This window comes from Chitinophaga filiformis (genome assembly GCF_900102545.1).
Taxonomy (GTDB): Bacteria; Bacteroidota; Bacteroidia; order Chitinophagales; family Chitinophagaceae; genus Chitinophaga; species Chitinophaga filiformis.
In genome coordinates this window covers 84,235-99,505 of sequence record NZ_FNBN01000014.1, presented here as the reverse complement: position 1 = coordinate 99,505, position 15,271 = coordinate 84,235, and the positions used below count along the sequence as shown (strand labels likewise).

10 protein-coding genes are annotated in these 15,271 nt (G+C 46.4%); 4 read left to right on the top strand and 6 right to left on the bottom strand.

Translation table 11 applies throughout. The annotated features are described in order from the left end of the window. Positions 1-32: 32 nt before the first annotated feature. The 3 genes from BLR32_RS32420 to BLR32_RS32410 are packed head-to-tail and all read left to right on the top strand — an operon-like array spanning position 33 to position 6,765. A complete protein-coding gene (locus BLR32_RS32420) occupies positions 33-1,079 on the top strand; it encodes an AAA family ATPase (protein WP_089838616.1) in 1,047 nt (348 codons plus the stop codon). Continuing rightward, entirely contained in the window at positions 1,076-2,269 is a 1,194-nt protein-coding gene (locus BLR32_RS32415) for a hypothetical protein (protein WP_089838614.1), read from the top strand. The genes BLR32_RS32420 and BLR32_RS32415 overlap by 4 nt, the downstream gene beginning before the upstream one ends. Then, entirely contained in the window at positions 2,266-6,765 is a 4,500-nt protein-coding gene (locus BLR32_RS32410; protein ID WP_089838611.1) for a caspase family protein, read from the top strand. The genes BLR32_RS32415 and BLR32_RS32410 overlap by 4 nt, the downstream gene beginning before the upstream one ends. Before the next feature lie 31 nt (positions 6,766-6,796). Here the strand turns inward: BLR32_RS32410 and BLR32_RS34205 are convergent, their stop codons facing one another. After that, positions 6,797-6,952, bottom strand: coding sequence for a hypothetical protein (locus BLR32_RS34205; protein ID WP_176842509.1), 156 nt, complete (start codon positions 6,950-6,952; stop codon positions 6,797-6,799). Between the two features lie 212 nt (positions 6,953-7,164). Then, positions 7,165-8,085 (bottom strand): hypothetical protein, encoded by a 921-nt coding sequence (locus tag BLR32_RS32405; protein WP_143011670.1) that lies wholly within the window; start codon positions 8,083-8,085, stop codon positions 7,165-7,167. A gap of 195 nt (positions 8,086-8,280) precedes the next feature. On the opposite strand from BLR32_RS32405, the gene BLR32_RS32400 reads away from it, so the two are divergent. Beyond that, the gene (locus BLR32_RS32400; protein ID WP_089838607.1) at positions 8,281-9,222 is read left to right on the top strand and encodes a metallophosphoesterase family protein; all 942 of its coding nucleotides are present in this window, start codon (positions 8,281-8,283) and stop codon (positions 9,220-9,222) included. Here the strand turns inward: BLR32_RS32400 and BLR32_RS32395 are convergent. From BLR32_RS32395 to BLR32_RS32380, 4 genes are all read right to left on the bottom strand, one after another. After that, positions 9,219-9,413 (bottom strand): hypothetical protein, encoded by a 195-nt coding sequence (locus BLR32_RS32395; RefSeq protein WP_089838605.1) that lies wholly within the window; start codon positions 9,411-9,413, stop codon positions 9,219-9,221. The two genes, BLR32_RS32400 and BLR32_RS32395, sit on opposite strands and share 4 nt — an antisense overlap. 111 nt (positions 9,414-9,524) lie before the next feature. Continuing rightward, on the bottom strand, positions 9,525-10,616 hold the full coding sequence (locus BLR32_RS32390; protein WP_089838603.1) for an efflux RND transporter periplasmic adaptor subunit: 1,092 nt from the start codon (positions 10,614-10,616) through the stop codon (positions 9,525-9,527). Then, on the bottom strand, positions 10,603-13,815 hold the full coding sequence (locus tag BLR32_RS32385; RefSeq protein WP_089838601.1) for an efflux RND transporter permease subunit: 3,213 nt from the start codon (positions 13,813-13,815) through the stop codon (positions 10,603-10,605). The genes BLR32_RS32390 and BLR32_RS32385 overlap by 14 nt, the downstream gene beginning before the upstream one ends. A 17-nt stretch (positions 13,816-13,832) precedes the next feature. Then, entirely contained in the window at positions 13,833-15,254 is a 1,422-nt protein-coding gene (locus BLR32_RS32380) for a TolC family protein (RefSeq protein ID WP_176842508.1), read from the bottom strand. Positions 15,255-15,271: the final 17 nt, after the last annotated feature.

Genomic DNA, 15,271 nt, shown 5'->3' with positions numbered 1-15,271 from the left:
TTCCGATTCACTAAATACAAAATGCGATTGATATGGCTCACCCCTCATATTTAAGCAAACATCTTAACAGAACAACAGCAGTACAAAAGGGAGATGGAAAGGAAACTATTTTCCCTTACTTCGCAGATGAAGAACTGTGCAAAGCAGTGAATCTGGCATTACTACTGGAACGGCCCCTTCTTCTCATGGGTGAACCGGGTTGCGGCAAATCCCTGCTGGCCAAAGCCATAGCGTATGAATGGTATGAAGGAGAGTTGTATAATCAGCAGAAATATTTTGAATGGAACGTAAAATCTACTTCCAAAGCCAGGGAGGGTTTATATGAATATGACCATCTTTTGCGACTCAGAGATGCCAACTTCAAAAACAAGAATACCAATATGCGGAATAAAGACCGCTATCGGTCCTGGGGACCTATGGCGGAGGCGATGCGGCATAGCGAAGACGACAGGAAAGCTGTATTGCTGATCGACGAAATAGATAAAGCCGATATTGATTTCAGTAACGACCTGCTGAACGAACTGGAAAGGAATAGCTTCTACATTCCTGAAACAGGCGAGTCACCTTCTTTTGAACATAAACCTTTTATTGTCATCACCAGTAACGGCGAGAAGGATCTCAGCGACGCATTCCTCCGCCGATGTGTGTTTCATTACATCGACATGTTCTCTGCACAGAAACTGGAGACGCCTGAAACAAAGGAATGGCTGGAAAGGATCCTGAAAGCACGGTTCTATCAAACACAGGAGGAAACCGATTCACTGATCGAAAAGGCGGTGATGACCTTTATAACACTCCGCAAAGGCATGAATACAGAAGCCAGCTTGTACCGGAAAGCTATCAACACCAGTGAATTCATTGACTGGTTCTCTGTCCTGAAAGAATGCAGCGATCCGGGAACAGGGCCCGCTACATTAGCTGACGACGCCGCATTACAGGATTGGCTGAATGACAAAGTAAATGACAACAACCAGGTACCTGTGCCCTTCGGGAATGTGTTGTTTAAAACGACTACCGCCCTGTTCAATTTCAAAACCATGGAACAACCTTTATCTACCGAGGCACAAATACCACTATGAGCAATCAGCCGGACATAAGGTTCCCATTGCAAAATGCTTTCCTCGAAATAATGAGGGTGGAAAAAGGCATGCCGCATAAAGGCGTAGACCTCTCCTCCTATCTGTTGCTGATAGATACGCTACAGAAAGGCTACGGCCTTACCTCGAGGAACGAGTTATTATTCCTGTGTAAAAAGCTCTGGCTGAAACCCTTCCACCTTAAAAACAGTATTATGAACGAACAGGTGCTGGAAGAAATACTCGACAGGCACCTGGGTATATACACACAGCAGGATATTTTTCCTCCTGCTGATAAGAAGACTGTAGAACGTAAAGAAACCAATACTACAACTAACGATAAAGAAACAAAAACACCTGTAACGGAAACCGGAAAGGACGACGCTAACAATAACCAGGAATCACAAAAGACAACCGAAACAATCATGGAAGAGGAAGTCGGTGAGTTGAATTTCTATATCAGTGAAGTAAAGGACGATACAGGGGCCACGGCGACAGACCGCAACTACAATCATCTCTTCCGAAAGAAGAATTACACTTTTGATAACCGTTACCTACCGGTCAGCCGGCGTTTCATAGAACAGACGATCCGGTCCCTGCGTTACAAAGTGCCTGGTGCAGGTCGTCCGACAGTAGACATCCCCGCCACAGTAGAGGAAGTTGCGCGGAAAGGATATTTCGATGACTGGAAGCTGAGGGAAGAAGATGGTTTTGTCACCCGCTGGACATTAATGATAGATCATGAAGGATCCATGATCGCATTCAAAGACCTGACTGATGCTATCGTGGAAAGTGCTACCACTGGCAACGTGAAGAATGAAGGCGACGTCTTCTATTTTCGTAACTACCCCTCAGAATATTTATTCACCAATCCCGAACATACGCGGAGTGTAAAACTCCGGAAGCTCATCACCAGCCCGTCCAGGAACATTCTCATCGTTAGTGATGCCGGAGCTGCGAGAGGTTATTACAGCGAAGACCGCGTCAGAAAAGTATTCAGATTATTATACCAATTACGGTCGCATCGTATCGCCTGGCTGAATCCACTACCTGAACAACGATGGAAAGGCACATCTGCAGAGAAGATCAGCACCTTTGTAAAGATGTTCGAGCCAGGCAATGATAACAGCGATCACATGGGAAACATCATCCAGTTCTTCAAAACAAAAGGCATCTCAAATATTGGTCAATGAGCAATAATGGTCATCATCAGGAAGCCAGGGAAACGATTCAGTCGTTCACAAGCCGCTTTGCTCCTCTTTACCCTAATGGCGATCATGTGGAGCTGATACAGTTGGCTGCCTTCCCGGTTGCTGTTACTGTACATCTCCTGTACCAGATATGGGCCAACTTCGGCACGTTTATAAAGAACAGTGTAGCTTGTAAGATTGATGCACTGGCAGTGAATGATTGCATCCAGTGTAACCTGTTCCGCCAGACCGGCCCAGACCTCTTTGAGATGGATGCCGAAGTCAGACAATGCCTGTTAGAAGATCTGCGTGCAAATAGGGGAAGACAGTTTGTAAAGGAAGAACTGGCGGCATTCCTGTATCAATACTCGCGACAGAATACGCAGGGAAGTGCATGGAGAAACTATTATGATGCGCAGCAATGGACAGCAATCATGGAGGTAGATGAAAAAGCCGCTGCTGAGCAGATACTTAGTTCGCTTGCGCAGGAACTGCAAAAGAAGAATACTAGTCGTGGATTGGGTATTGTTAATCTGATAGCGGCTTTGGAAAAAGATAACAAGCAATTCTCCAGCTTATTGCAAAATGCTTTAAACAAGCCAGACACTGTAGAAGTTGAACCTGGCACAGTAACATCCAAACGTATTGTGCTTACTGATGAGGTGATAGATGGCAGAACGCCGGTGAGGATAAATTTGCCACCATCGTTAAGTAACAGGTTGAAGAAGATAGTGAAAACAGATCCGTCCTCCGCAGACGAAAGGTCTATTGATCAGGAAGAAAAAGTATATGGATTCTTTGTATCACTTGTACAGAAGCAGTCTATGTCCCTGTTATATAAGATATCAGATGTCCTCGTTCAAAAAAGATATATGCGGAGGGAAAACGTAAAATTACTAATGAATACAGGACTGGCGGGGTTTCATTATAAGATTGACACACTGCTCTCCACTTTAAAAGAAAGCGACAGAATTATCATTTATATAAATTGCGGAGATAATCCACTTGAGACACTGAATGCAATAATCACTCCGCACCAAATAAGAGAGCTTATACTGAAAAATTTCAACAGCATTCCTGATGTGGTCGTAGTTCTTGAAGCCGATAGCATCACTCCGGACTGGTACGCACCGGATTATCGGGTATTCACTCTGATTGTCACGGGACGTGCGGTAACCGAAAAAAAACCGGAGAGTTCTTTTGAAAAGATACTGGTCGGATCAGACCGGAGCGTTACCTATGCCGAATTCTATAATAGCTTGTTACAGCAATTTGTGCAATCAAGCGCTAATGCCAGTATCTTTACCTTACCACATCTCATACCAGGAATACTCGATTTGGATCAACAACTATTCTCGCGATCAAAGGCTGCCCCCCTGGATGAAGTAAAAAAAGTGCTCAATGAACAGGGGCACGATGCTGAGGCAGAAAATAGGCTGGCCGAATTAAATGAAATGCTTGAAGGAGCGACTCTAAAAGTGGGACGAGAAAGGGTTGTCCCCTACTTACAGGTACTCATTGCAAATATGTTACCACAGAAAGAGGTGAAGAGTCTATGGCTATTGCACCGCATATATAGCTTCAAGATAGACGCGCCAAAGGGTACCTTTTCTCATGCCTCATTATGGAGCGAATTTTTTGGCCGGGAGGATAGTCAAGAGGAACCGGACGTCTTAAGATTGGTCAAAGAGCTGTTTGAAACACAAATCCTTTTTATAGGACTTGTGCCCAAATTATTATCCGGAATAAACCTGTTCCGGTTTAAGACGATAATGAACATCTGCCAGGCAAGGAAAATACTGGTATACTTTGTTATCGAAGAGGAATGTGACTGGCAACAATTCAACATACACGAAATTGCGTTGTTGTTGAATGGTGCCACGATGTTAGACTATATAGAAAAAGAAGGCGTCAGATCCTTCCTGAAGGCAGCCTATAAGGATGTCGAGAATTTAATAAATCAAGAGGAACAAAAGAAACAAGACAAGCAAGGCAAAACATACGGCATATTCGTTGGCATCAATAACTATGCAGACAAGCAATTCAATCTGCATGAATCAGTAAACGACGCCAGGAAAATGCGGGTTGCCCTTGAGAACGCACAATTACTCGAAGCAGAGAATGCCAGATTGATCATCGACAAAGAAGCTACAAGAGCCAACGTAGTCAACCACCTAGCAGAGAGGCTTTCAACCGCCAAAGGCGAAGACGCCATTCTATTTTACTTCAGTGGTCACTCCAGCAATCAGCAGAATAACTCCGCCCTTTTTTTTCACGATCTTGACCAGACATCTGAATATACCAGCAATGAACAAAATGGCATCCTCACCGACGCCGAATTCAATGCACTGATCAAAACTGCACCCAATAATCCAACAATTATATTAATACTCGATACCCACGGCGGCAGCCGGAACTGGCTGGATGAAAACAATCCTAAGCACAGATCCATCATGGCCACACATCTTGAGGAAATGTGTTATGAGCTACCCGGTATAGGAGGAATGCTTACCGAAGCTATCACACAATGCCTCAGTAAGCAACGGGCTATAAATTACATCGACCTTTACCAATCGGTACTTAACCAGTTTCTGGCGTTCGCTCATGATGGTAATGCATGGCAAACGCCGTTATTCATCGTACATAAGGATCACTGGAATGATATATTTTTATCTAAAACTGCGGAGGTCCCAGATACCTCACCCAGAGCTCCAAAGACTTATGAATATCTCCAAACAAGAGACATAGTACAATGCTTATTCTATTCTAAAACAGAACCAGGCGCTTTTACTTTTTACAACCAGGTAAAATTTGCCTTACATGAAAACAGGGTCGATTTTGAACACTTAGACACCTGGGCCGCCATTGATAAATCATTCTCCGTTCATAACCGGTTTCCGGATATGATTTTTATTGCTTTGAAAGAGGCTATGTACGTTCAGGAAGCAAAATACAACATCGAAAAGCTACTGGCGATTGCCGACGCTATGCAAATTCCGGTCTATTTCATTTTGGAAGATAAACGGGAGCCAGATCCATCAGCTTATAGATTCTATCCCTTGTTACCTGCTGATAAAAGACCGGTATTATCAGGGATAGATATTCCTAAACTGATCGATGAAATGAAAACTATTACTGCACCATTGGTCAACCAATTAAAACGAATCAAAGAAGAATATGAAGTGTGGGGACTATCTATCGGTGTGGGAGAATATGAAAATCTGCCCGGCATTCCTTTCGCGGAACGGAATGCGCGGGAATTTGGCAACTGGCTCTCAAATGCATTAGAAAACAAGCCCAAACAGGATAATATTTCCCTATTTACACCCAAAGCCGGGATGAAATTAGTCAATCATGGAAAAGATATTCGTGATCTGATCAGGCAGATTGCCCAAAGAAATGAGCATCCAGACAAAAAAAGAGTGCTGTATATCTATTTATGTGGCTATATGTTGAGCCACATGGGGGACATTTTCCTGCTTCTACCTTCCTGGTCTGATAAAAATGCTGCTGACCTGGTAAACATCAGTAAGCATATTGAGGTATTAATCAATGCCGACTTTGTTAAGGTCATAGTTTTGGCTGAATATCCTCCTTTGGCTGATATCCACATAGAGAAAATCGAAAGCTCAGGTTCTCTCGTACCACAAATTTTGAGGGCTACCCCGGCTCCTTACTGTTTCTTTAAGGTTCCATTGATGCGCCATGACAACGATTCTTCTGAAAGGAACAGCATAGTATTGGATGGACTATATGGCGAAGCGGTAGTAAACAACACTCATATAACAATGGATTCCTTCCGTGCTTATATCTATGAAAAAGCAAAAAAGGAAAAAGAACAATATCCCCTATTAAGTTTCCGGATTACTGAAGGTGAAGACTTTGTAATTGCCAATTTAGCCTCTTCTTTTCAACGCCCCAACACCCACAACTTCAAACAAAAATGGGTCCTCGTCGTCGGCAGCAGCAAAAGCCGCCTTTCCCAAACGGAATGGATGGTCACTAACGCTATTGCCATAGAACTCGCTAAATCCGGTTACGGCATTATCACCGCTGGATGGCGTGGTGTAGACGCTGTAGTCTCAGACGCATACGCAGCCCAGCTGGCAAAGGATGAGATCATTGATGAAGGCTATCTCATTCAGGTCGTAGTAGAAAAGCAGAAATTGGAGTACCAGGGAGGAGTGATAGAACGGGTAGCCAATGAAGAGCAATCATATGAAAGAATCTTCGCGAGGGCGTATGCAGTGATCCTGATTGGGGGAATGAGAGGTACTTTTGAATCTTTCAGGAAAGCCCAGGAAGCCAATGTACCAGTCATTCCTATTGCGATAACGGGAGGAGATGCAGCGGAAGCGCACGCCGAATTAAAGAAAAGAAGGCTCCTGCCCGCTTACCTGCTGGATGAACTGACCAAACCTGTGAATAACTACGAAGATGCCATCAGAACAGCCGATGCGGTATGTAATTACCTCGATGAAGGATTCAGTGCATACTGAGCGAACCTAAAATCAACGGCATACGCTTAGGTTATGGTGCTCTTTCTGAAACAGAGTTGGAAGAGGGATTAACGGCCTTATCGAGAGCCTTCCGGTAAGCAAATGCTACTGTATCAATCCTACAGGTCCAGCTCACCTCCAGCACAAAGCCATGGTTACTATATCCCTTTCCCGTCTTTTCAGGCATATTAAGACTAATGTCCTAATCTATTTCCATATAGAAATGCAGCAAACATTCTCCAAAGAAGGACATCAACAATAACAAAAATGGCCAAAAGGATGCGAAATTTGAAGGGAAAATACGAATAAGACATGGCTATCCATCCGGAGACCTGATCTCCGTTATTTAGGGGCTAAACATCGCATTGAAAAGGACTACAACGCTAACGAACAAGCGCCTTACTGATCTTCACTTAGCAGCAGTAGCTGCGGAAGATCATTCGCTAAGAAAGGAACTTTCAAACTGGGCACAACATTTCTGTTAACAAACCATACCCCGGCTGTACGCTCAACAGCCCGTCCAGTATATACAGGAATAACTTTTAGCATTGGGGCCTTATTCTTATATGCTCTCTTTACTTTCACCATCTGTTCCGCCGGTGGAAGCACTGCCACAACATCCAACGCATACCCCAGCCTGTTACCTGATGATACCAGGGCTCCATTCGCTTGGATATACGGCTGTACTTCCAGCAAAACGATCCTCATTCCTTTACGCGCAACACACGGCTCGTGTATCGGAGGAATACTAAGTGTGGCTGTTGCCAACGGCTTCCCTTTCTTAATAGTCACCGTCTCAGATGCAGACACCTGTACCGCATTTCTTTCAAAGTTAACAGATACTACAATCGCTTTGACAGCAACATGCGTCACACTTTTAGGTGGATAAACCCCAAACGCAGAAAGATCAACATGAATACCATTCACATCTTCTCTGATCACCGGCGTAGATGACAACAAGCGCTCATGCCCACTGACTTCATTAAATCTGAACCCACGGAACGCCTGCATATTACTCACATTCAAACGCCGCTCTCCTACCGCATAATATTTGTCCTTACGCATCACATCCGCCAGTGCCTTATTCAATCGCGTAATAAGATCACTGTCATAATGCCTATGCAACTCAGCATATAATGCACGACGCAGCAAGGCAGCTCCCTTGCTGGCGGTACCGAAATCTTTCGCAGCTAATTTAGTCGCTGCCGACTGTCTCACAAACAGGGGCCGCTTCCGCAGGAGATATTTCCCATTCCTGCGATACCCGACCATATTACCAAGCGGCCCTGTAAATGGAAGAACACCTTGTTGCCTTGCCATAACCTTTCGTTTTATCTTTAAATTAATGAAATCTTAGCTGTATTCAGGTAGCCATACTCACTTATTTTCAACATTTTATGTACAAAGCCGAAACAAGGCCAGACTATATATTATTTTTATATTAATACTCCCTTTTTCGCTGGCATCTCCGGACGCAAGCCTATAAGTTTGTAACAACTCAAAATTCACAATCATATGGATCGTCGCTCATTATTGAAAAACCTCGGCCTTGGTGCACTGATCGGTGCATTACCCGGCACCCGGGCTTTTGCAGCCGTTACAGAAGGGATCATCAAACCTAAAAAAAGAGTACTGCGCTTTGCTCACCTGACAGACGTGCACCTGGAACCTGAAATGAAAGCGCCCGAGGGACTCGCCAAATGTCTCCACCATATACAGTCCCAAAAAGATGCGCCTGCTTTTATCATGAATACCGGCGACTGTATCATGGACGCGCTTAAACAACCCAAAGACCGTGTAGAGGTGCAGTGGAATCTCTGGCATGGACTGATGAAAAGCGACAACAGCCTGCCCATCGAATATTGTATCGGCAACCATGATATCTGGGGCGCCGGACAAACAACCGATCCATTATATGGCAAGAAATACTCCCTGGAAATGATGCGCCTGGAAAAGCCGTACCGCAGCTTTGACAAGGCTGGCTGGCACTTCATCATCCTCGACAGCATCCAGCCTAAAAAGGACGGTATCTGGTATACCTGCAAGCTGGACGATGAGCAGTTCGACTGGCTGGAAAAAGATCTCGCAGCCAATACCCAGCTGCCTGTCATTATCTTTTCTCACGTACCGATCGTATCAGCAGCAACAGTAGTGGTCGATAATAAATTCAAGGAAGATACGGGTTATGAGCTGGGCGTTGGTTCCATGCATACAGATGCCGCCCGCCTTGTGGCACTGTTTGACCAGCATCTGAACATCAAACTGTGCATGAGCGGACACATTCACCTCTATGAGCAGGTAATGTACAACGGCGTCACTTACATCAGTAACGGAGCTGTGAGCGGCAACTGGTGGAAAGGCGTCAGGTACCGCACTGAAAACGGTTATGCCATGGTCAACCTCTATGATGATGGCAGCTTTGAGAATGAATACATTCCCTATGGATGGACGGTCTAAGCCTTACGGCGCTTTTCGTCAGCCTGGTCCTTAGTATCATACTCATTCTCATCATACCCTTCCAGGGTATTGTTCTTATCGTCATTGAACTCCTTTTTCGGAGCGGCTTTGGCAACATCTGTAGCGCCGGCGGTCTTACGTTTTACCTGTTTGATCGCCCGCTTTTCATTGGTGGTTTTCTTGATTGTCATATCAATACGTTTAATCAATGAAATACAAAAATGCTGCCGGGGACACGCTTGCCTCCATCCGATCAGTCCTATGCTATCCATTATCCCTCAATAATGCAACACAGCTCCTTTCTAATCAATCCTAAGCCCCTCCTTTATCTCATCATTCGCATGAACAATCACCCTATCCCCCGGCATCAAACTACCAAACACTTCAGATGAATCACTATGGTGATTCCCCTCCTGCACATCAATCCATCGTGTATATCCCTCTCTCACCGCCACTACATACTTCTTCTCTGTAGAGGTCACTATCGCACTACCCGGTACTACCATCGCCTGTACGGATCCGGTAACCGGAATGGTGATCTCCGCATACATTCCCGGTTTCAGGAGATGCTGTACATTCTGTACATCCACTTCCACCGCTTCAGAGCGATAACGGTCACTCAAAGAACCTGCCTGACGACTGATCGCCCCTGCAAAGATCTTCCCGGGCAATGCATTCACATGAAACGATACCTGTCTTGCGGCCGACAGTTGTGCGCTATATACTTCCGGCACCTGCACCACCAGGCGCAGACGGTCCTCCTGTTCCAGCATCAGCATGGCCCCGCCGTCGAGCTTTGTTCCCGGTCCCACTAATGCACCCGGATGTACGTTACGTTCTGTGATCACTCCATCAAAAGGTGCTGTCACCGTCAGATAACTCCTCGTAGCTTCCAGCGCTCTGAAATTCGCCAGTTCGCTGTTCATAATGGCGCTATCTGCCACCATACGGGCCTCGGCTACTTCGACATCGTGGGCGGAAACAGTTCCCGGTGTCTCACTGACTGCCAGTGTGCGCTCATAGTTGTCTTTGGAGGCCGCAAATACCGCCTTCGACTGCAAATACTTCGACTGGGCAGCAAAGTACTGTTGAATGATCTCCGGTGCATCCAGTGTGATCAACACCTCTCCCTTATGGACCACACTCCCCCTGTCCACCGCAACTGTTTTTACAAAACCACTCACCCGCGGATAAATACTCACCCGCTGATAAGCTTCCAGCACCGCAGGCAATTGTATACTGGACGACAGCGGTTCATGAATAACAGTGGCCAGTTCAAATTTTTGATTCTTATTGCTTTTGACAGCTTCTTTCCTTTGAGACGCCTTTTCATGGCAGGCAGTGAACAAGGCAGCCAGCAGGCCTATAGTGAACAGATACTTATACGTGTACATGATTGGTCGCTATTTTAGGTTCCTTTATTTTTTTTACAGGTAGCAATGACGGATCGTCATAAGATGCTTTTCGCTGAATGGCAGCATATACCAACGGTAAGATGAGCAGGGCCGCCAGTGTGGAAGCAATCAATCCTCCTATCACCGCCCGGCCTAACGGCGCCGTCTGATCTCCCGATTCTCCCAGTCCCGTTGCCATTGGCACCATACCCGCTATCATCGCCAGACTGGTCATCAGGATAGGACGCAAACGGATACCGGCACTGGTAATAGCCGCTTTATACGCATCCCGGTATTCCAGCCGGAGCTTCTCCGCATTGGTTACGATCAGGATCGCATTCGCCACAGATACCCCTGTCGACATGATCATGCCCATATACGATTGCAGGTTCAGCGTAGCGCCTGTCAGCAACAGCATGATCAGCGCTCCGGCTATTACCGCAGGCACCGTCACCAACACTACGAAGCTTAATTTAAACGACTGGTAGTTAGCCGCCAGCAGTAAGAAGATCACCACAATAGCCAGCATCAGACCATTCTGCAAACTGGATAGTGTCTCGACTAACAGACTGGAACTCCCTTTCAGCTCTACCTTCAATCCTCTCGGCGGTTCTCCCATTTCTTTAATGGCGTTCTGCACCACCTTCGTAGCCGCACCTAAGTCCTTGCCAGTGATATTAGCACTGACAGTCACAAAACGCCTTGTCCCTGCCCTGTCAAATTCGCCCGGCATCTCACCATGAGAGAAGGTCGCCACATCTCCCAACACAGGTCTTGGCTGCCCTTTTACCAATGGTATCTCTTTCAGATCATCAATCGTCTGCATGATATACTCCGGCACCTGTACCTGCACCTGGTAAGTATACGCCACCTTCTCATCCAGCCATTGGTTCTTTTCCGTAAAACGACTGGAAGAGGTGGATGCAGTCACCGAACGGGCAACCTGGTACATATTCAGCCCCATCTGCGCTACCTTGAACCGGTCTATATTGATATTGATGACTGGATAATGCAGTGGCTGCGCGATCTGCACATCCCGCAGGAAATCCACTTCCTTCAGTTTATCTACCAGCTCCCCCGCATAAGCAGCTATCTGTTTCATGTCCTTTCCGGCTACCCTCACTTCAATAGGCGTAGCCGCCCCCTGCGCCATGATCTTCTCTGTCATGTCTACCGGTTCGAAGCTTACACGCATTTCGGGCATTTTAGCCTTAATACGGGCGCGTAATTCATCTTTGAGGTCTTCTATGTCAACTTTGTAATCCTCGTTTAAATTGACCTGTAATACCGCTTCATGCGTACCTGCGTTAAACACATACAGATTACTGGTACCATAGCTACTCGGTACCAACCCCACATACCCCGAACTGATCGCCACATTCCCGTTCACCGTACTATCGATCAACGCCAGTACCTCATGCACCTTCTCCTCCGTTCTCTCCAGCCTTGTACCATCCGGCTCTTTCAATCTCAACTGGAACTGCCCTGTATTCACATGTGGCATCAGGTCCTTCCCGATTATCATAAAGGCAGCTCCTGCAACACCGAATGCCACTATCACATACAAGCCTATCACCAGTCGCGAACGCCTGCCCAACCATTCCAGCAATGACACAAAACGGTCCTTAAATCGCTCAAAACCACCTTTATGCCCATGATGCGTATGGTCGTGCCTTACCTGCCTGATCTCTTCATCATCCAGTGCCAATCCATGATTGAACTTGCCTTCTTTCAGCCACCAGTTGGACAATACCGGTACGAGCGACTGCGCCGCGAAGTAAGATGCTATCATCGCGAAGCCAATAGACAGCGACAATGGCAGGAACATTGCCTTCGGCACACCTGTCATGATAAATGAAGGTGCAAACACCGCCAGTATACACAGGAGTATGAGCAACAAGGGAAACGCGATCTCCTCACTCGCCTCATAAATAGCCTGCCGCTTGGATTTTCCCATCTCCAGGTGCTGGTGAATATTTTCTATCGTCACCGTCGCCTGATCCACCAGTACGCCAATGGCTAACGCCAGTCCGCTCAATGTCATCAGGTTGATGGTCTGTCCTGCCAGCTTTAATCCCAGCACCGCCGCCAGGATAGCAATGGGAATCGTCACCACCACTACCAGGCAACTCCGCAGGTCCCTCAGGAACAACAACACCATCAATCCTGTCAGCAATGCGCCCAGCAAACCCTCCGTCATCAAGCTCTTTACCGCATTGATCACAAACACAGATTGGTCAAACTCGTAGGTCACCTTCACATCTTCAGGTAAAAGACTCTGCATCTCAGGCAATCTTGCTTTCAGTTCTTTCACCACGTCCCAGGTAGAAGCATCCGCAGTTTTCACGACAGGAATGTAAACAGATCGCCGCCCATTCACCAATGCATAATCTACCGTAATATCCGCCGCATCGCTTACCCTCGCCACATCTCTCACGAACACGGTAGAATTGCCATTGGTCGTAATGGGAATATCCCCGAAATCTTCTACTTGTTTCTCCAGCGAATTGATAGTGGTCACATACATCGTATTATTGATGCGGATATTCCCTGAAGGCGTCATCACGTTGTTCTTCGCAATCGCCTCCACTACTTCATCCGCACTCATATTGTAACTACGTAAACGATCAGGGTCTACACTGACGATCACAGAGCGGGAGTTGGCGCCAAACGGCGGTGGTGCAGACAGGCCTGGTACGGAACCAAACATCGGCCTGACGCGCGTATTGGCCAGATCGTAAATATCTTTCAATGAACGGTTGGGACAACTGAATACCAATTGTCCCACCGGTAATGAAGAAGCGTCAAAACGCACCACCTGTGGTGGCAACGCACCTGGTGGAAAGAACTTCATCGCCCTGTTCACCTGTAAGGCCACCTGTGCCGAAGCCTCCGCCATATCGGTATTCTCATAAAAAGAGAGCTTGATCATTGTAAGCCCCTGTATATTCTTACTGCTGATATTTTTGATCCCGTTCACATACAGGAACTGGTCCTGCAAGCGGGTAGCAAAGAATCCTTCCATTTGCTGGGGCGACATGCCGCCATAAGGCTCTATGACATAGATCGTCGGCAGATTCAGCTTGGGAAAGATGTCTATAGGAATATTCATAACAGCCAGTACTGAAAACAGGAACATGCCGAGGGTCAGTACAACCACGGACAATGGCTTTTTCAGTGCGCTAGTAACTAATGACATAATTGACTTTTTTGCTATTACTGTTTGCGGGCAAGCTCCAGCTGTTGCACCAGTTCCTGAATATTGTTAACGGCGAATGCCTGTGTGAAAAGAGCCTGCCATGCCGCATTACGCGTCTGTACAAGGTCTGTTTCCGCCCTGTTTAGCAGGTATAAGGCATTGGTCACCTCAATGATATTGGTCAATCCTCCTTTATACAAGGCCATCTTCTGCACAGCAGCAGCTCGCGCCGCATTTAGCTGTGCTGGCATTTCACGTAGCTTGTCAAGAGAAGTACGGATACCCAGGCGTGACTGCTGCAACTGATTATCCAGCACAGCCTGCGTTGTCTCCAGCTGTTCTGCAGCGGCCTGGGTACGCAGGTGCTGTTCTCTCACTTTATCTTTTGTGTGTCCTATATCGGCAAGATTATAAGTCAGTGCCAGTCCTGCGAGATAGTTATAACGGCTGTATCCCAATCCGCTCCACAGATTTTTATTATAGATATCATTGAACTGTCCACTGGAACCGCGCATCCATCCTGAAGCCAACAACGATATTTTAGGTAGCGCTGCTCTGCGGATCACCTGTTCATGTTTCTGCTGTTGCAGTAACAAACCGTTATAATACAGTAACACGGGATGTCCTTTCGCCACTGATGCAGTATCAGTCAATCCTGTCAGCATTGACAGCAAGCCGTTGTCGTACAGTGTATCCGGCTGAATAGCACTGGTATCCAATCCTGTTAAAATGCCCAGATGTAGCCGCACACTATTATAGTTGTTCTGAATATCGAGATAGTTCAGTCTTGCTTTGGATAATTCTGCAGCTGCTATAGAGCTGTCTACACCAGGTTTCAGCCCATGCAGTACAATAGCCGTCACCGCCTTTTGTACTGACCGTGTACGCTCTATATTGTCTTCCTGGATCTTCATCTGTGAACGGTATTGCAATAACCCGAGGTAATCCCGTATCACAGCCACCATCAGGTCATTAGCAGTAATGTCTGCATCAAGTCCCAATACTTTCTGCTGCTGCACTGCTTCTTCTTTTTGTGTGCGATATGCGCCAAAGTTGTATACTTCCCACTGTACCTGTGCCAGCGCAATATTGCCACTCATTACATCACTGCGGTTAGCTCCACGGATCCCGCCTGATGTAGATGGAATGGTGCTTAACGGAAAATAAGAGCCGTAAATACCATTGTCCGTTCCAACAGTGGCTTCTTCAACAAGCTTAACGGAAGGCCACCAGTTATGACTGATATCCGTTGTATGGGCAATGCCTGCCCGCGATAATGTTTGCTTTGCTTTTAATGATGGATAATGTTGAAGGGTCAGGGTAATAGCCTGCTGGAGGGACAGATTTTCTCCGCCCGACTGCGCATAGGTATGATTCGGCATGCCAGTCGCCAGACATAGTATGAACACCCACAACCCTGCAGCAATTTTTTTATTCATAACTGACAGATGTTGAG

Bases quoted from the DNA above. Each gene is read 5' to 3' on its own strand.
- BLR32_RS32395 (WP_089838605.1), bottom strand. From the start codon at position 9,413: ATGACAATCAAGAAAACCACCAATGAAAAGCGGGCGATCAAACAGGTA.
- BLR32_RS32380 (WP_176842508.1), bottom strand. From the start codon at position 15,254: ATGAATAAAAAAATTGCTGCAGGGTTGTGGGTGTTCATACTATGTCTG.
- BLR32_RS32420 (WP_089838616.1), top strand. From the start codon at position 33: ATGGCTCACCCCTCATATTTAAGCAAACATCTTAACAGAACAACAGCA.
- BLR32_RS34205 (WP_176842509.1), bottom strand. From the start codon at position 6,952: ATGCCTGAAAAGACGGGAAAGGGATATAGTAACCATGGCTTTGTGCTG.
- BLR32_RS32410 (WP_089838611.1), top strand. From the start codon at position 2,266: ATGAGCAATAATGGTCATCATCAGGAAGCCAGGGAAACGATTCAGTCG.
- BLR32_RS32390 (WP_089838603.1), bottom strand. From the start codon at position 10,616: ATGTACACGTATAAGTATCTGTTCACTATAGGCCTGCTGGCTGCCTTG.
- BLR32_RS32385 (WP_089838601.1), bottom strand. From the start codon at position 13,815: ATGTCATTAGTTACTAGCGCACTGAAAAAGCCATTGTCCGTGGTTGTA.
- BLR32_RS32405 (WP_143011670.1), bottom strand. From the start codon at position 8,085: ATGGCAAGGCAACAAGGTGTTCTTCCATTTACAGGGCCGCTTGGTAAT.
- BLR32_RS32415 (WP_089838614.1), top strand. From the start codon at position 1,076: ATGAGCAATCAGCCGGACATAAGGTTCCCATTGCAAAATGCTTTCCTC.
- BLR32_RS32400 (WP_089838607.1), top strand. From the start codon at position 8,281: ATGGATCGTCGCTCATTATTGAAAAACCTCGGCCTTGGTGCACTGATC.